The organism is Paraburkholderia sp. J7 (genome assembly GCF_905220155.1).
Taxonomy (GTDB): Bacteria; Pseudomonadota; Gammaproteobacteria; order Burkholderiales; family Burkholderiaceae; genus Paraburkholderia.
Genome location: NZ_CAJMYZ010000030.1, coordinates 1 through 14,071, shown reverse-complemented (window position 1 = coordinate 14,071; position 14,071 = coordinate 1). Strand labels below are relative to the sequence as shown.

The following is a 14,071-nucleotide window of genomic DNA, read 5'->3' as shown; positions in this document are numbered from 1 at the left end:
ATGAATAGCAGGTTTGATGTCGCGGGAAAAGTGGTCATCGTTACGGGCGCATTCAGTGGGTTGGGGCTTCACTTCGCGCGCACTTTAGCCGAGCAGGGTTGTGTCGTTGCAATGTGTGGTCGCAGGATTTCGCTTGGGCACGGGCTGGCAGCCGCAATCCGAGGTGAAGGTCAGATTGCGGAGGCGTTTGAGCTTGACGTAACGGACGCGGATTCCGTTGAACAATGCCTGGATGCCGTGCGCCAGCGATTCAGTACATTCGATGTACTGATCAACAACGCCGGGGTTGCCCACCACGGCCCCTCGCTGGAGGTAGATGGAGAGTCCTGGTCCAAAACACTGGACGTGAATCTTAGCGGCGTGTGGAGAGTGACACAGGCATTTTCCACACGACTTGCGCAGATGGAAAGATCGGGAAACGTTATCAATATCGCTTCCATACTTGGACTGCGTGTTGCACAGCAGGTGCTTGCCTACACGGTCTGCAAGGCTGGTGTCGTTCAGATGACCAAGGCACTCGCGCTTGAGTTGGCACGATACCGGATCCGCGTGAATGCCATTGCACCGGGTTATTTCGAGACAGACTTGAACAAGGAGTTTTTCGAGACGCAGGCGGGGCAGCAGCTCATCAAACGCATTCCCTTCCGGCGACTCGGTCGGCTTGAGGAACTGGACGGGCCTCTCCTGCTATTGGCCTCGGATGCTTCGTCGTTCATGAACGGTTCAGTCGTTAGCGTCGACGGTGGACACCTCGTCAGCTCCCTTTGACCTCGGGCTGGGACCAATTTTTACACCTGAGTTTGGTTTTGAAAGGCGCGTTCGCGCGCAAGGAGAACACATGTCTAACGAAGTAGTGGTCCTCAGTGCCGTTCGAACGGCAATAGGTGACTATGGAAAATCGCTTGCCGGTGTGGCCCCTCGAGAACTCGGTGCGCTGGTCGTGCGCGAGGCACTCAGCAGGGCTTCACTGGAGGGCGGCAAGGTTGGCCAGATTGTATTCGGCAATGTGATTCATACCGAGCCAGCGGATATGTATCTCGCGCGCGTGGCAGGGATTGATGCGGGACTCTCTGAACAATCCTCCGCTCTGACGGTCAACCGCTTGTGCGGATCGGGTCTGCAAGCCGTCATCTCCGGCGCACAGTCCGTCCTGCTCGGAGATTCCGAGTATGCCGTAACAGGCGGCGCGGAAAGCATGTCGCGTGCGGCGTACTCGATGCTCGATGCGCGCTGGGGTAAGCGTATGGGTGATGCCAAGGTTGTCGACATGATGGTCGGTGCGCTCACGGACCCGTTCGAGCAATACCACATGGGGCAGACGGCCGAAAACGTTGCGGCTAAATACTCGATCTCACGCGAGCAGCAAGACCAGCTTGCTCTGGAGTCCCATTTGCGAGCCGCGGCGGCAATTGAAAACGGGTACTTCAAATCGCAGATTGTCCCTGTCGCTGTCCGAACCAGGAGCGGCATGACTGCGTTCGATACGGACGAACACGTACGCGCGGGTATCGTCCCGGAAGATCTCAGCAAGCTGAAGCCAGCATTTTCTGCTAACGGAACGGTGACAGCCGGAAACGCGTCCAGCCTCAATGATGGTGCGGCAGCGGTAGTTCTCGCGTCCGCGGCCGCCGCGGAGCGCGATGGCCACGCACCGCTCGCACGTCTCGTGGCATACGGACACGCGGGCGTTGCACCGGCGTTCATGGGAATAGGCCCGGTGCCGGCGGTGAAGGTGGCACTCGCGAAGGCACGACTATCGCTGTCGGATATTGACGTGATCGAAGCAAATGAAGCCTTCGCTGCGCAGGCCTGCGCAGTCTCCAGGGAATTAGGCTTCGATCGGGAGAGGGTCAATCCCAACGGCTCGGGCATCTCGCTAGGGCACCCCATTGGGGCGACGGGCGCGATCCTCGTGACGAAGGCAATCCATGAACTGCGGCGTGTCAACGGTCGTTACGCGCTGGTAACGATGTGCATTGGAGGTGGCCAAGGCATCGCTGCAATCTTCCAGCGCCTTTGAACCTTCGGCGCCTCCAATGTGAAGGGCGTCTGCGCACTCGTTAGCGGGAACCCTCAGGCCAATACGCCGGTGGGTTCCTCTCAGTCACTATCCGCGCGAAAAGAGCTTTACCACTCCCGCGTCAACCACCTTGGCGATCTCCTCCATGCGCGAGGTGACGTGTCCTTCCATCAACTCCCGGCAGCGGGTGGCGTCTCGGGATTCGAGAGCGTCGAGAATTTCAAGGTGCTCGGAAAAAGCGTCGTGTCCCCGCTGCTCGATGTCGACCCAGCGGACGAAATGGATCCTTGCATTGATCCCGTAAAGCGTACGGACCATCTCGTTGTTGCCGGATAGCGCGACGAGGCGAACATGAAACTCCTCGTCGCGGCGAACCAGCTCCGTAGCGGGAGCCAGTTCGGCCTTGTTCTTCATGACGTCCTTCCAGAACTTCCTTAGGGCGCGAATATCCTTGACATCGGCGCGCACGGCGGCGAGTTGCACCGCGGAGGCCTCGATACTGCGGCGAAGTTCAAACAGATCGAATATGTCCTGGCGATTGAGTTCGCGGACAAAGAATCCGCGGTTTGGTACAAACGTCAGGAGATTTTCCGCGACCAGCCGGTTCAGGGCTTCGCGCAAGGGAGTTCGGCTCACCTCAAACTTTTCGGCGAGTTCGAGTTCATTGACTCTTTCTCCAGGCCGAATCGTATACAAAACTGCCATCTCTTTAAGCTGGTCATAAAGGTCATTGACCGTGACCCCGGTACGTTTAGGCGCGTTGGTTTCGCGCACGCGTGGTCGCGAATCCCGCAGCAAGGACGAGTAGCCTGCCATATTCCAAGAGTTCCTTCCCGATGCCAAAGGCAGCAGGACCAATTGATCCGTCGGCCGACACCCACGTTGCTTCCCTCGGAATCGGGACGCATCAGTCGCGACGGTGAATGGAGCGTGGGCCCGCTGAGCGGGTGCACACAAGCAAAGTGTCGGCAAGACTGTATTCTATCTCAGGAGCATGGCGCGAGTCTTGCAGCGTTAATCAGTTATTTCCCGTAGTTCCGGTCGGCGCGCTTCTCGGCGCGGCAAGGAACACCTTGCCGCGCCGGCAACGGTGCACGCTGCGCATTCTGCATCGGCGCTCGCCGTAAGCTCAACCGCGGCTGCTACCGAGCCCGGTTTATATGTAGCTGCAAGAGTCGAGGCGCGTTCGTCACGGAGCCGTCAGCCCGTCCATGGGAATGGCTGGCGTGCGTCCGCCCACCAGATCGGCGGTGATGCGCGCGGAGCCATGGGACATTGTCCAGCCAATGTGTCCGTGTCCCGTGTTCAGAAAGAGGTTTTGGTACTTTTTACGACCAAAGAACGGCAAGTTGTTTGGTGTCATTGGGCGCAGGCCAGCCCACATTTCTGCACGATCATAGTTCCCACCGTCGGGGTAGAGTTCCTGCGTAACGCGTTTCATGAACGCGAAATCGGATGGCTTGTGGCCGGTGTCATAGCCAGCAAATTCTGCTGTCGCTGTGACCCGGATGCGATCCCCGAAGCGCGAGAATGCGACCAGGTTGTGCTCGTCGACCGCCGCAACATTTGGCGGTCGAGGGCAATCTTCGATCGGTATGGTCAGGGAGTAGCCCTTTACCGGGTAGATAGGGAGCCGGATGCCTATCTGGCGCGCGAGAATTGGGCTATAGCTGCCGAGCGCAAGGACATACGCGTCTCCGTGAACCGATCCCTTGTCAGTGCGGACACCCGTTACTTTGTCGCCGGACGTCTCAATCCCACGGATATGAGTGTCAGTCATGATCACGCCACCGCGCGCCGCCACTTTCGCGCTGAGCAGGCGGGTGAATTTTGCCGGGTCGCCTGTTTCGTCTGTAGGGCAGTGGATCGCGCCGACAATTTCGTCTTTAGCAGAAGCAAGTGAAGGGTCGAGTCTGATCACCTCGTCACGCGTCAACACCTTGATGATCTGTCCGTCAGACTCCAGCAATTTCATCTGCGCTACCCCCCGATCAAGCGCTTCCTGGCTACGGTGAAAATAGATGATGCCGCGGTCGTTGCGATCGTAGTCAACCGGATCCTCGCGGATGACCTCCTGGAGGATCGATTGCGAGTAGGCCGCAAGTCGATGCTTCAAGAGCGTGTTGCGGCGTGCCTTCTCTGCCGTGCACTCCAACAGGAAAAGCCACGACCACGTATACAGCCGTGGGTCAGTGGAGAACTTGAAACGCAGGGCCTGATCTTTCTGTACGAGCGATTTGAGCAGGGTCATCGGCGCCTTTGGCGAAGACCATACGAACGAGTGCCCGGGCGCGACCATGCCTGCGTTCCCCCAGCTCGTCTCGCCAGCAGTTACGGACTGCCGATCAAGGACGACGACTTCGTGTCCATCTTTCTGCAGTTGGTATGCAGTGGTCACGCCGACCACACCGCCTCCAAGCACTATAACCCTCATGAGACCCTCAAATTTTTGTTGCTTGACCGGTACGAAGCAGTCTTGCTGATGTACAGGCAAGCGCTGCTTCCCTCGACTTTGACTGCCATAGCGAAGCACGGAATTGATCTCCTGCCGACGCGGGAAACCCCGCTCCTCGAGCGGTTTCGTCACAAGTGTCGACAGTAATGTATATTGAAAAAATAGCAAATGCAATCATTGTTGGCTTCGATTTGCGTCGGCATATCTACCCGGGTTTTCCCTGAAATGTCCGCCCGAAGGCCGCCGGGTATAGGTTTGCACGTCGCCGCGTGTCCGAAGTAAGCATTTATGATTTTTAAAGTGTCGACAATGGTGTGTTATGTGGTTAGGCTACCTCACACTTTCACTACCACTGCCCAGGAGGATGTATGCAGATCAAACGCTTCGCCAGTTCCAACCGTATGAGCCAGGCCGTTGTACACGGCGGATTCGTGTTCCTGTCGGGGCAAGTTGCTGGCGACCCGAGCGCTGACGTCAAAGGTCAGACGCAGCAGATCCTGTCCAAGATCGACCGTCTGCTGGAAGAGGCGGGTTCGGACAAGACCAAGATCCTGACGGCGAGCATCTGGATTGCGGACCATCAAACGTTCAATGAAATGAACGAAGTGTGGGATGCATGGGTGCCGGAAGGCAATGCACCGGCCCGCGCATGCGTCGAATCGAAATTGGCATTCCCGCAATATACGGTCGAAATCGGCGTCATCGCAGCGGTCTGACGGAGGAGTCGGGGTCTATCGTCGCAAAGGCGACCAGAGTAGTCAGCAAAAGACCGCCGGCAAAGCAGATGAAGATCTGCGGCCGGCGGCAGTCAAAACAACTCCTGATGGAGATAGCCATATGGAAAGCACTGAACTGGAAGAGCGCTACGTCAAGCTGGCCTTTTCGCTCGATGGCGGTGTGTCGCATCGAACTGCAATCGGTCTCGTCGTGCTCGCCACCGATCACACGATTGAATACGAGTGGCGCAAGCTGCTCGCGATCGACGGGGTTGGCTTTTACGAGAGCCGTATCTTCAACTCCGCTGATATCACTCCTGAGACGCTGCGTGAGATGGACGGGCTAATTGCGCCCGGCACCGCAGTCATCCGACCTGGCGAACGTCTCGATGTGGTGGCGTTCGGGTGTACTTCCGCGTCAATGGTTCTGGGCGAAGAGCGGGTGATCGAACGCATCAGGGAGGTGCGCCCGACCGCAGCGTGCACCACGCCGATCACAGCAGCTCGGGTCGCACTTGAAACGTTGGGCACGCGTCGGATCGCCCTGCTGACACCGTATGTAAAAAAGATTAACGAATCAATGCGCGACTATCTCGGCGCGCGTGGCATCGACGTTGTCCAGATGGGTTCCTTCGAGCATTCAGACGATAACGAGGTCGCGAGGATCGACGCAGAGTCGGTGCGCAATGCCATTCTCGAGATCGGCCGGCATGACGACGTTGAAGCCGTCTTCGTTTCGTGCACCTCGCTGCGCCTTGCCGATAACGTTGCGGCAATCGAACGGGAGCTCGGAAAACCGGTGACGTCTAGTAACCATGCAATGGCATGGCACGCGTTGCGACTTGGCGGCGTGAAGGATTCGCTTCCGCAACATGGCAGGCTCTTCACCGTCTAACGGGGAAAAGGCGCCGCAGGGAAGTTGCGGGGTTTCCCGACTGGTATGCGAATCGCGACTACCAAGTCTACAGTCTTTTTCGAAACGGCTTTCGGTTTGAAATTGAATTTTGTAGTACGACGAATCAATATTCGGGGCGGCGCTGTTCGCGGCGGCTTCCGCCCCGCAGTGTAACGAAGACCGGTTGTTCTGGGAATGAACGCATTGACCTGTCGCCAGCGTGGCACGTGCAGCCTGGAACTGGCGTGCCTGCGCATTGCGTAAATGTCTAAAGAACTCTGATCTGGCATGCGTCCTCTCACGCGATGCCGCTACGGCGTTGTGCACGTCGTGCATCGATTGCAGGCGCGAATTTTCTCCCCATCAGGTCAACCGTGAACCGCAGACCAGGGACGGCGCCTTGCATTGGGTGAAACGAGCATTTGCATCAATAAATTGTCGATGATAGTGTCGACACATGTGTGTACGAGAAGCGTCGTTACACGCATCGAGAAGGGACCGCACGTCACAGTGTCATCGCCGGGATCAGTTTTGAGGGCACTCTGCGAGGACGGGGAACCCAGACAGCTGAGTGCGCATGCCTGCGAGGGTTATCCAGACAGGGACCGCACGACTTTCGCTTCGATCAAATCCGGAGAATCAAACATGAGCACTGCCCGTCTGAAGTTCGTGGTTTTCGGCGCCGCGATCGCGGCAACGAGTTCCGCGTTCGCGCAATCAACGATCAAGATCGGAGTCCAGGCACCGATCACTGGCGAATACGCTGCTGAAGGTCAGGGAATCGAAAATGCCGTCAAGCTGATCGCGTCGCAGGTCAATTCCGCCGGTGGGACGCTTGGGCGCAAGCTCGAGATTGTGACCTGCGATGATGAAGGGAAGGCCGCGCAAGCCGCCATCTGTGCACGCAAGCTTGTGAACGAGGGAGTTCTCGCCGTCATCGGGAGCTACACGAGTGGCGCCACGCTTGCCGCGGCACCGATCTACACTTCCGCGAACGTCATCGTGACGTCGGACGCAAGCAGCGACGATCTCACGCAGCGAGGGTACAAGACCTTCTTCCGTAACGCGCCACCGAACAACGCTGAAGCCGGGTTTACTGCAGACTATCTTGTGAGGCATAAGAAGTACAAGCGCATCGCAGTGCTGTCCGATCACTCAAGCTTTTCGAGCGGCCTGGGTGATGGTGTCGCCAAGGCGATCAAGGCGAACAACGGAAACGTCGTATTCACCGGGTTTATAACTGCAGGTAGTCAGGATTACACACCGATTCTCACGAAAATAAAGTCTGAGAACCCCGACGTACTCTACTTCTCGGGCTATTACTCCGATGGTGGCCTGATCCGTGCCCAGATGGTGCAACTAGGTTTGCCCGCAGTATTCGTAGGTGGCGACGCGAACCAGAACACGTCGTTCGCGAAGATAGCCGGAAAGGCGGCGGAGGGCGCGGTGATCATCAATACCCCTGACCCGGAGAGTTTGCCGTATCCGATCGCAAAGGAATTTCTGGCGCAATACAAAGATACCTACAAATCCACGCCGCCTAGTGTCTACACGTTCTCGAACGCCGACGGATTGCGGATCATACTTGCCGCTGTGACAGCTACGAAGAGCACGGATTCGACGAAGTTGGTGGACTGGATGCACAACATGAAGTCCTTTGACGGACTGACGGGGCGCTTCGGTTTTGACGAAAAGGGTGAGCGTGTTGGAAGCCCGTTTGCGGCCGCCGAAATGACCGCGACTGCGCAGTACCGCACGGTGTACCCCCTCGATCAAACCGCCAAGAATTGAGTCTATCCGCCACATTCTGCTTGGCAGGGTGTGGCGGATTTTCATTGGTGTTGGTTCGACGTTTCTGGAAACGAAATCATGGACTTCATCTGGCAGCAAGCCGTTAATGGCCTAACCATAGGCGGAATCTACGCGCTTATAGCGCTTGGGTACACGATGGTGTATGGCGTGATGCGTCTGATCAATTTCGCGCATGGCGACCTTTGCGTGATGGGCGCCTTTATTGGCCTAACTTTACTCGGGGGCGGCGTGCTCGGCGCCTTGAGTAATCCCATTCTTATGCTCGTCTTGGCTTTCATTGTCGCCGTCATCGTCGTTGCCATATGCGGCATGCTGCTCGAACGTATCGCATATCGCCCTTTGCGCAATGCGAATCGCCTCTCTCCGATGGTTTCAGCGCTTGGCGCATCCATGCTTATCGAAAACGGGATGATGCTGATCTGGGGCCCTAACGTTCGGGTATTTCCGGCTGATGTATTGCCCGACACCCGCTGGGTCCTTGGTGGTGCGTCGGTCAGTGCTGTGCAGGTGTTGATTATCGCAGGCGCGGTGCTCCTCATGTTCGCACTTCATGTATTCGTTAATCACACTCGCCTTGGTACCGCAATCCGGGCGGCGGCTATCGACCAGGACGCGGCGAGGCTGATGGGTATTAACGTGAACCGCGTGATCAGTCTGGTTTTTCTGATCGGACCGGCGCTTGGCGCGGTCGGTGGCCTCTTTATTGGTCTCTATTATCGCCAAGCCTATTTCACGATGGGATGGTCGTATGGACTGAATGCGTTCATTGCTGCAATTCTGGGCGGCATTGGAAACATCCCCGGCGCGATGTTGGGGGGGCTCCTGCTGGGGCTTGTGAACGCGTTTGGTGCCGGCTACATATCGAGCTCATGGCAGGACGCGATCACGTTCGGATTGCTTATCCTGATTCTGATTGTCCGACCGTCCGGTTTGCTTGGCGAACGCGTCGCGAACAAAGTCTGAGGTGAACATGATGCAACAAAACAGCAAGCGCGTGTTGGTACCGGAAATTGAAGGGAGTAGCACGTCAACGGTAGACTTCGGTGACCGGACGGCGCGAGGAAAACTCATTGGCGTAAGTCTTTGGGCGATCGGTTTGCTCATTCCTGTGTTCCTCTCGCCGTCGTGGGTCACAATCGGTGGTGTTTTTGCGATTTACGCGATGGTCGCACTGTCGCAGGACATCGTTCTAGGGCGCGCAGGCATGTATGACATGGGCCACACCGTTTACTTTGGTATTGGGGCCTACGTTACGGCGGTGCTTAACGTGACGTACGGGTGGTCGGTCTTCTGGACAATCCCGTTCGCCGTTTTGGCGTCCGCACTTGTGGGCGCCATCCTTTCGGCGCCAATAGTGAGACTACGCGGAGACTATCTTCTTCTTGTAACTCTGGGGTTCAACGCGATTTTTGTTCTAGCACTGAAGAATGATCCGGTTGGATTGACCGGAGGCGCGGATGGTATCTTTGGCGTTACTCCACCGACCATCATGGGCTACTCGTTAGCCAGCCAGAATGCAATCTTCTACATGACCTGGATTGCCATGGCAGCTGTCCTTCTCCTGGTTGTCAACCTCGAGCGGTCAGCACTTGGAAGGGCGTTCACCTATCTAAAGCATGACGAACTGGCCGCTGTAACCGTGGGTGTGCGAGCACGCTGGTACAAAACAGGGGCCTTCACACTCGGCGCTGCAGTCGCCGGATTTGCTGGATCCTTCTTTGCCATGCAACTGTCAGGGGTCAGTCCGGGTTCGTTCCAGTTCGCGGACTCTGTCACGCTCTTCGCAATTGTGATCGTTGGGGGACAGGCATCGATACCCGGCGTGTTGCTTGGCACAGCGCTGATGTTTGTCGTCCCGCAGGTATTCTCAGGACTCGCACAGTACCGCTATTTTGTCTTTGGTGCCGCAATGATCGCAGTGATGGTTGCTCGTCCGCAGGGCATTTGGCCGAGCCGTAGGAGCGCAAAATGAAAACTACCAACAGCATGGTACGTGAGAAGCGTGAGGAGATCCTCGTGCTGGACAAAGTGGGCATCAGCTTCGGTGGACTGCGCGCAGTAGATAACCTGAGTTTCAAGATTCGTCGTGGTGAAGTAGTTGGCTTGATTGGGCCCAACGGTGCCGGGAAAACGACAGTCTTCAATCTAATCACGAGCATCTACACCCCAACGGACGGCGAGGTTAGGTGGAAGGGGGCACAGATCACTGGTCAAAGCCCTGACAGGATCGCGGCACTTGGTATTCGACGCACGTTTCAGACCGTTCGCCTCTTCTCGGACATGACCGTACTCGAGAACGTAGCTGCCGGTGCTCACCTTTCCATCCGGCAGCGATGGTGGCAAGGGCTCCTTAACACGCCTGCTCAGCGGGCCGAGGAGCGAAGGTTGAAGGAGCGCGCCTTTGCGATGCTCGAACGCATGAACCTGGCCAAAGTGGCGCATGAGAATGCCACCTCGTTACCCTATGGCACGCAACGGCGAATCGAGCTTGCACGGACCCTCATCGCGAAGCCGGAACTCGTGATCCTTGATGAGCCTGCCGCTGGCCTCAATGATAGCGAGTCAGCCGAGCTTAACGAGAGCATTCGCTCAATTCAGAAGGACGGCATCGCAGTCCTGCTGGTTGAGCACGATATGAACGTAGTCATGACGGTAACCGACCACATCGTGGTCATCAATTTTGGGAAGATGATCGCAGAGGGCGCACCCGCAGAGATCCGTGCGAACCCACAGGTGATTGAGGCTTACTTGGGCCAGGACGATGACGAACCGGTTGCCGCACAGTCGATGAGGACGATGCAATGAGCTTGCTGACTGTTAAGGATCTGCGTGTGAACTATGGACAGATCGAGGCTTTGAAAGGCGTCTCGCTGCGGGTGGAACGTGGCGAAGTCGTTGCAATACTGGGCGCAAACGGAGCGGGTAAGACGACGCTCATGCGAGCGCTTAGCGGTCTGCTTAAGCCGCGGTCCGGGCAACTTCAATTCGACGGAAAGGACATCACCAAGTCCACAGCGGACCGCATCGTTAGGCTCGGGATCGGACAGTCACCTGAAGGTCGTAGGGTGTTCGGTACGCTCACGGTGACGGAGAATCTGAGGCTCGGCGGATTCACGCGACCGGCGCGTGAGATCGTGGACAGCATGGACTTTGTGTACCAGATCTTTCCGCGGCTGTACGAGCGCCGCACGCAGCTGACCGGCACGCTCTCCGGCGGCGAGCAACAGATGGTTGCGATCGGTCGGGCGCTGATCAGCAAACCGAAGCTGCTTCTTCTGGATGAACCAAGCCTTGGTCTCGCTCCGATCATCATTCGTGAGATCTTCTCCGTGCTTGGAAGAGTGCGCGATACCGGGGTGACTATCCTGTTGGTGGAACAGAATGCCCGTACGGCACTCAAACTGGCCGACCGGGGCTACGTGCTGGAAGTGGGGAGGTGTGTCCACGAGGCCCCCGCAGCAGAACTGCTTGCCTCACCGGAAATCCGGGCGGCATATCTGGGAGCATGACAAATTGGTCCCCAGCGGATTTTGATTTTTAAAAATGTATACAGTTGTGAATTATAGAAGTACGCTGCGAGTTTGTATCAGTGCGAGCGCTGAGCATGCTGACGATTCCGCGCGAGTGCCCTCGGCCGACGCCCCCCAATCTTTGCCGCCAAGGCGCGTGTAGTAGAGCCTAACGATGAAACGAGATATCGAAATGAAGGATTTGCAGACCTGGGATGAATCGTATGACGTGCTCGTTGTCGGTTCAGGCTCGGCGGCCCTCTCGGCCGCGCTGCGTGCGAGTGTTGGGGGATTGCGCGTCAAGGTGATCGAGAAGAGCCGGTTCATCGGCGGGACGAGCGCGATGTCGGGTTCCGGTACGTGGATTCCAGCCAACCACCACGCTGCGGCCGCAGGATTCAAGGACTCTATTGACGAGGCGCTCGAATACATGCGCGCATCGGCGCCCAAAGGGTGGAGTGCAACCGAGGATCACCTGTGGAAAGCGTTCGCTTACGCTGCACCGCAGACCTTGAGGTTCATTGAAGCGAACACTCCGCTTGAGTTCGTGCTGACCGAAGAGCCGGATGTTGTGCCTGAACTCAAGGGCGGCAAACAGCGGGGCCGTATGTTGTCACCCAAGCCGCTGAGCAAATGGATCGTGGGCAGATATGCGGGGAAGATTCGCACGTCGACGTTGCCACACCTGTTCACCTACCAGGAGGTGTATGACGGCGACCTGTACCACAGTCCTGTGCGCGCCGCACTTCGGGTACTTCCACGTCTTGCGTGGCGCGTGCTCTCCCGCAGCCGCGCGCAGGGAAGTGCGCTTATTACCGGCCTGCTGAAGGGGTGTCTCGATAACGGTTGCGAGATTGAGACCGGCGCGCGCGTCATGCAGCTATTGCCCGGCGAAGGTGGACGCGTCGACGGTCTGGAACTTGAGTCTGGAGGCAGACGTAAGCGCTATCGAGCGACGTCAGGCGTGGTGATCGCGTCCGGAGGCTTCGAGTGGAACAAGGAAATGCTGAACGAGTACTTCCCGGGCAAACTCGACTGGCTTGGTAGTCCGAGTACCAATGAAGGCGATGGCCAGCGCATGGTCGCCGCTATCGGCGGAAAACTCGCACACATGGATCAGGCCAACGTATATCCGGCAATTCCGACGCGCTACGAGGGTAAACCTCACGGTCTGCCTATCATTTTTCAGGCCGAAAAGCATGCGATTGTGGTCAACAGTTCGGCGAAGCGTTTCGTCAGCGAATACGACTTCAATATTGGCGTAGAAGTTGATCGTCGCGATCCCGAGACGGGGCAGCCGGTCAATTTGCCGGGGTGGGTAATTGCCGATAGCCGCTTGCTTAAGGGCGCGCCCCCGCTTGCGTTCTACTCTGGCCGAAGCCGCGACTGGCTCGTCAAGGCAAATACGATTCGTGAACTCGCCGCCAAGATTGGCCTGCCCGAAGACGCCCTTGAGGCGACTGTGGCGCGGTACAACGGCTTCTGCCGGGACGGAAGTGACCGCGATTTTCATCGCGGTGAAAGCAAGTGGGAGCAGTTTAAGGCAGGCGGTAAAGGCAACGCTTTGGGTCCAATAGATCGCCCGCCGTACGTTGCAGCGCCGTTCAACCGATCGATTCTGGGTACGAAGGGCGGTGCGCAGACGAATGAATTCGGGCAGGTACTGAGGGAAGACAGTTCGGTTATTCCTGGGCTGTACGCAGCCGGACTCTCCATGGCGAACCCGATTGGCACGTTCGCCATAGGACCGGGAACGACAATTGGACCGAACCTTACGTGGGGCTATATCTGCGGCGAGGCTCTTGCTAACGAGAAGCGGATGGTTGGCTTGCTGAAAACGGGCAAAGTCGTCGCGTGAGTGTTTGAGCACGTATCACAAGTTCTGATTTGGGAAAACCTGTTACGGAATCCGGAGAGATGTTTTACCTGTCGCACCGGCTTGTTCGTTCGTCACTGGGCTCCCTTGACGCCGCCGCATGAAGTCATTGGACCTTAGTTCAAGCCAATTTCTCTACCATGCAGCGCTTTGTCCGAAGGACCGAGAACGCTATGTCCTACCGATTTCATCCCACGCGAACCGGAATCGATCCGGAGAAACTAATTAGCCCATTTCCTGGGGTGTACGGAACCGGCGTCGACACACAAAATGCTTCCACGACGCGCGCCCTTGTTGTATTGCTCGCACTTTCGGCGCTAATGACAGTAGTACCGCTGATTTTCATGATTGCGCGAAATTTTCACTAGATTGCCGCATTAGGTCGGTCATACCTGGTGAACCGTTTCCACTCGCGACAGAAAATGACGGATATAACCAGGTGTGGCGCTTTGAATGTGATGAAATGGAATGTTGGTACGGCGGTCGGAGCGCCCTACCAGTTGAGCCCCAACGAGGTGGCTATTGCTGGGGATCGGTCATATGGCATGCGCTCCGCCAAAAGAGCCAGCGCCAAGTGATTTCCGCGACGAATGGCAGTTCTCACTGTCGTCGAATGAGTTGGTGTCGACACGTTCCCTTGCCCGAATTTCGCGGAAGACAAATCGGTTCTGCGTCTCTTTGGTCTCAAGTATCCACTGAGTTTGCGAACGGGCTTGAAGATGCGCCTGGTGGCTCAAGGGACGACGCGGCCGCTGTTAAGAATGTTCGACGGGTCTATCGCGGTCTTG

General features: G+C 57.1%; 12 protein-coding genes. 10 read left to right on the top strand and 2 right to left on the bottom strand.

The window, feature by feature from the left end; translation table 11 throughout:
* Both U5A58_RS35030 and U5A58_RS35025 read left to right on the top strand, forming a co-directional pair.
* Nucleotides 1–768 (top strand): SDR family oxidoreductase, encoded by a 768-nt coding sequence (locus tag U5A58_RS35030; protein WP_321964800.1) that lies wholly within the window; start codon nucleotides 1–3, stop codon nucleotides 766–768.
* A 70-nt stretch (nucleotides 769–838) separates the two neighbouring features.
* A complete protein-coding gene (locus U5A58_RS35025; protein WP_321964799.1) occupies nucleotides 839–2,020 on the top strand; it encodes an acetyl-CoA C-acyltransferase family protein in 1,182 nt (393 codons plus the stop codon).
* 87 nt (nucleotides 2,021–2,107) lie between these two features.
* Here U5A58_RS35025 and U5A58_RS35020 read toward each other — a convergent pair whose 3' ends face one another.
* Together U5A58_RS35020 and U5A58_RS35015 are read right to left on the bottom strand one after the other, a co-directional pair.
* Nucleotides 2,108–2,836: a GntR family transcriptional regulator gene (locus U5A58_RS35020; protein WP_321964798.1), complete on the bottom strand. Its 729-nt coding sequence runs from the start codon at nucleotides 2,834–2,836 to the stop codon at nucleotides 2,108–2,110.
* A gap of 373 nt (nucleotides 2,837–3,209) precedes the next feature.
* A complete protein-coding gene (locus U5A58_RS35015) occupies nucleotides 3,210–4,454 on the bottom strand; it encodes a D-amino acid dehydrogenase (protein WP_321964836.1) in 1,245 nt (414 codons plus the stop codon).
* A 389-nt stretch (nucleotides 4,455–4,843) separates the two neighbouring features.
* On the opposite strand from U5A58_RS35015, the gene U5A58_RS35010 reads away from it, so the two are divergent.
* The 8 genes from U5A58_RS35010 to U5A58_RS34975 all read left to right on the top strand — a co-directional run bounded on the left by U5A58_RS35010 (nucleotide 4,844) and on the right by U5A58_RS34975 (nucleotide 13,265).
* The gene (locus U5A58_RS35010; protein ID WP_321930544.1) at nucleotides 4,844–5,191 is read left to right on the top strand and encodes a RidA family protein; all 348 of its coding nucleotides are present in this window, start codon (nucleotides 4,844–4,846) and stop codon (nucleotides 5,189–5,191) included.
* A gap of 121 nt (nucleotides 5,192–5,312) precedes the next feature.
* Complete coding sequence (locus U5A58_RS35005; RefSeq protein ID WP_321964797.1) at nucleotides 5,313–6,086, top strand: Asp/Glu racemase; 774 nt, start codon at nucleotides 5,313–5,315, stop codon at nucleotides 6,084–6,086.
* A gap of 645 nt (nucleotides 6,087–6,731) precedes the next feature.
* Nucleotides 6,732–7,877: a branched-chain amino acid ABC transporter substrate-binding protein gene (locus tag U5A58_RS35000; RefSeq protein WP_321930546.1), complete on the top strand. Its 1,146-nt coding sequence runs from the start codon at nucleotides 6,732–6,734 to the stop codon at nucleotides 7,875–7,877.
* Between the two features lie 78 nt (nucleotides 7,878–7,955).
* Nucleotides 7,956–8,861, top strand: a complete 906-nt coding sequence (locus tag U5A58_RS34995) for a branched-chain amino acid ABC transporter permease (protein WP_321930547.1) — start codon at nucleotides 7,956–7,958, stop codon at nucleotides 8,859–8,861.
* Nucleotides 8,862–8,868: 7 nt separating this feature from the next.
* Nucleotides 8,869–9,870, top strand: coding sequence for a branched-chain amino acid ABC transporter permease (locus tag U5A58_RS34990; RefSeq protein ID WP_321930548.1), 1,002 nt, complete (start codon nucleotides 8,869–8,871; stop codon nucleotides 9,868–9,870).
* Complete coding sequence (locus U5A58_RS34985; RefSeq protein ID WP_321930549.1) at nucleotides 9,867–10,703, top strand: ABC transporter ATP-binding protein; 837 nt, start codon at nucleotides 9,867–9,869, stop codon at nucleotides 10,701–10,703. The genes U5A58_RS34990 and U5A58_RS34985 overlap by 4 nt, the downstream gene beginning before the upstream one ends.
* 2 nt (nucleotides 10,704–10,705) lie before the next feature.
* Complete coding sequence (locus U5A58_RS34980) at nucleotides 10,706–11,407, top strand: ABC transporter ATP-binding protein (protein ID WP_321930566.1); 702 nt, start codon at nucleotides 10,706–10,708, stop codon at nucleotides 11,405–11,407.
* Nucleotides 11,408–11,582: 175 nt separating this feature from the next.
* The gene (locus U5A58_RS34975; RefSeq protein ID WP_321964796.1) at nucleotides 11,583–13,265 is read left to right on the top strand and encodes an FAD-binding protein; all 1,683 of its coding nucleotides are present in this window, start codon (nucleotides 11,583–11,585) and stop codon (nucleotides 13,263–13,265) included.
* Nucleotides 13,266–14,071: the final 806 nt, after the last annotated feature.

Excerpts from the sequence above, each read along its gene's own strand:
- U5A58_RS35030 (WP_321964800.1), top strand. The coding sequence starts at position 1 with ATGAATAGCAGGTTTGATGTCGCGGGAAAAGTGGTCATCGTTACGGGC.
- U5A58_RS35025 (WP_321964799.1), top strand. The coding sequence starts at position 839 with ATGTCTAACGAAGTAGTGGTCCTCAGTGCCGTTCGAACGGCAATAGGT.
- U5A58_RS35020 (WP_321964798.1), bottom strand. The coding sequence starts at position 2,836 with ATGGCAGGCTACTCGTCCTTGCTGCGGGATTCGCGACCACGCGTGCGC.
- U5A58_RS35015 (WP_321964836.1), bottom strand. The coding sequence starts at position 4,454 with ATGAGGGTTATAGTGCTTGGAGGCGGTGTGGTCGGCGTGACCACTGCA.
- U5A58_RS35010 (WP_321930544.1), top strand. The coding sequence starts at position 4,844 with ATGCAGATCAAACGCTTCGCCAGTTCCAACCGTATGAGCCAGGCCGTT.
- U5A58_RS35005 (WP_321964797.1), top strand. The coding sequence starts at position 5,313 with ATGGAAAGCACTGAACTGGAAGAGCGCTACGTCAAGCTGGCCTTTTCG.
- U5A58_RS35000 (WP_321930546.1), top strand. The coding sequence starts at position 6,732 with ATGAGCACTGCCCGTCTGAAGTTCGTGGTTTTCGGCGCCGCGATCGCG.
- U5A58_RS34995 (WP_321930547.1), top strand. The coding sequence starts at position 7,956 with ATGGACTTCATCTGGCAGCAAGCCGTTAATGGCCTAACCATAGGCGGA.
- U5A58_RS34990 (WP_321930548.1), top strand. The coding sequence starts at position 8,869 with ATGATGCAACAAAACAGCAAGCGCGTGTTGGTACCGGAAATTGAAGGG.
- U5A58_RS34985 (WP_321930549.1), top strand. The coding sequence starts at position 9,867 with ATGAAAACTACCAACAGCATGGTACGTGAGAAGCGTGAGGAGATCCTC.
- U5A58_RS34975 (WP_321964796.1), top strand. The coding sequence starts at position 11,583 with ATGAAACGAGATATCGAAATGAAGGATTTGCAGACCTGGGATGAATCG.